Source organism: Micromonospora sp. NPDC051296, from assembly GCF_040682255.1.
Taxonomy (GTDB): Bacteria; Actinomycetota; Actinomycetes; order Mycobacteriales; family Micromonosporaceae; genus Micromonospora; species Micromonospora craterilacus.
In genome coordinates this window covers 1-1985 of record NZ_JBFBAO010000614.1, presented here as the reverse complement: position 1 = coordinate 1985, position 1985 = coordinate 1, and the positions used below count along the sequence as shown (strand labels likewise).

2 protein-coding genes and 1 pseudogene are annotated in these 1985 nt (G+C 74.5%); 2 read left to right on the top strand and 1 reads right to left on the bottom strand.

Annotated features, from left to right (window positions below):
• A pseudogene (locus AB0M52_RS33515) lies at positions 1–95 on the bottom strand (DNA-binding response regulator); the annotation flags it as partial.
• Here AB0M52_RS33515 and AB0M52_RS33510 point away from each other — a divergent pair.
• Both AB0M52_RS33510 and AB0M52_RS33505 read left to right on the top strand, forming a co-directional pair.
• Complete coding sequence (locus tag AB0M52_RS33510; protein WP_363961859.1) at positions 85–1347, top strand: helix-turn-helix transcriptional regulator; 1263 nt, start codon at positions 85–87, stop codon at positions 1345–1347. The pseudogene AB0M52_RS33515 and the gene AB0M52_RS33510 overlap by 11 nt on opposite strands.
• A gap of 49 nt (positions 1348–1396) precedes the next feature.
• Positions 1397–1816 (top strand): roadblock/LC7 domain-containing protein, encoded by a 420-nt coding sequence (locus tag AB0M52_RS33505; protein WP_363961857.1) that lies wholly within the window; start codon positions 1397–1399, stop codon positions 1814–1816.
• Positions 1817–1985: the final 169 nt, after the last annotated feature.

Below are 1985 nucleotides of genomic sequence, written 5' to 3'. Positions count from 1 at the left end.
ACCGAGCCGGCGTCCTTGAGCAGGAAACCGCGGGCCCCGGCGCGCAGCGCGGCGTAGACGTACTCGTCGAGGTCGAAGGTGGTGATGACGATGACAGCCCGGACCCACGCCGACCGCGCCGACCGCGCCGACCCGCCGACCCTGCACGGCAGCGCGGCCCGGCTGATGGCCGACGGGGTACGCGAAAGCGTCCACGGGCCGCCGGCCGCCGCCCTGTCCACCCTCGTGCAGGCCGCCGCGCTGCTGGAACCCGACGGCCGGGCGGTGCTGCTGCCGGACAGCCCGGCCGCCCTGGCGGCGCTGACCGCGGTGCACTGCGGCGAGCTGGACATCGCCGAAGGGGTCCTCGACCGGGCCCTGTCCAGCGGGATCGGCGGTCCGCTGCTGGCCCCCCGACACCGGCTGCTGCGGGCCTGGATCCTGATGGTCCGGGGCCGCACCGCGGACGCGGCCGAGCAACTCGCCGAGGTGACCGGCGGCCGGCCGCCGGAATCACGGGACCTGCTCTTCGCCGCCGGGTTGACGCTGGGCATCGCCCGGCGTGGCAGCGACCTCGGCGCGCTGCAACGCGGCTGGGTACCCGCGCTGGAGGCGGTGGTCCGCCACCCGGTCGACCTGTTCACCCTCCTCCCGCTCGGCGAACTGGCCATCGCCGGCGCCCGGCTCGGTGACCTGGGCCGGCTACAGCCGTACCTGCGGGCCGCCCGCCTGCTCCTCGACCGGCTCGACGACCCGCCACTGTGGCGTACGCCGCTGCACTGGAGCGGACTGCACGCGGCCATCCTCACCGAGGACCCGGCCGCCGCCGACCACCACGTCGCCGCCCTGGTCTCCGCCGTCGGGCACAGCCGGTACGCCGCCGTGGTGGCCGCCGCCGCCGAGTGCTGGGTGGAGGTCCTGCGCGGCACCGTCGACCCGGCCCGCGTCGAGGCCGCCGCACGCGGCCTGCACGACACCGGCCTGTGCTGGGACGGTGCCCGGCTGGCCGGGCAGGCCGCCATCCGCACCTCCGACCGGCGGGCGATGACCGCGCTGCTGGACTGCGCGCGGATGCTCCAGGGCGGATCCGCCGCCGGAGACGGCAAGCCGGCGGCCGGCACCACCGCCCAACGGCTCAGCGACCGGGAGCGCGAGGTGGCCGAACTGGTGGTGGCCGGCCTGACCTACCGGGAGATCGGCGACCGGTTGTTCATCTCGGCCAAGACCGTGGAGCACCACGTGGCGCGGATGCGCGCCCGGCTCAACTGCGCCAACCGCCCCGACCTGCTGGCCCTGCTGCGCACCATCCTCGCCGACCGGTCGAGCAGCACGACCGGACAGCCCTGGCCACAACGGACCGCGCCGTGAGCGCGACCCACCGCCGTCACCGGTTCCGCCGTAACGAAAGGACGACCCTATGACCCCTGCCGTGGTCACCACCGACAACCTCAGCCGTGCGCTCGACGACATCGTCGACCGGGTGCCGGGTGCCCAGTTCGCGGCGGTGCTCTCGCCGGACGGAATCCTGTTGGGCGCCTCCCGGGGCATCGAGAACGAGCTCGCCGAACAGCTGTCCAGCATGGTCTGCGGCCTTCAGGCGCTCGGTCTGGCCGCCGCCCGGGTGTGCGGCGAAGGAGAGCTGCACCAGGTCGTCGTGCAGATGTCCCGGGCGTTCCTGTTCCACGCCACCACCGGCAACGGGGCGATCCTCACCGTCGGGATCGACGGTGACGCCGAGGTCGGCGACATGGCGTACGAGGTGGCGATGTTCGTCGCGAAGGCGGGTCACCACCTGCCGGTGTACCTGGAACCGGCGGTGAGCGGCGCGCATCGGTGATGCCGACAGCGCCGGCGTGACCGGTCAACGGTTGCGCTGTCCGTCGTACGGCGGGGCCGGGTTGGCCACCTGCCACAGCTCCGCCGGCAGGTGCGCGATGACGTCGTCGTACTCGCCGGCGGCCACGGTCTCGCGGAGGGTGTCGAAGACCGCGCGGATGCCGGCCTGG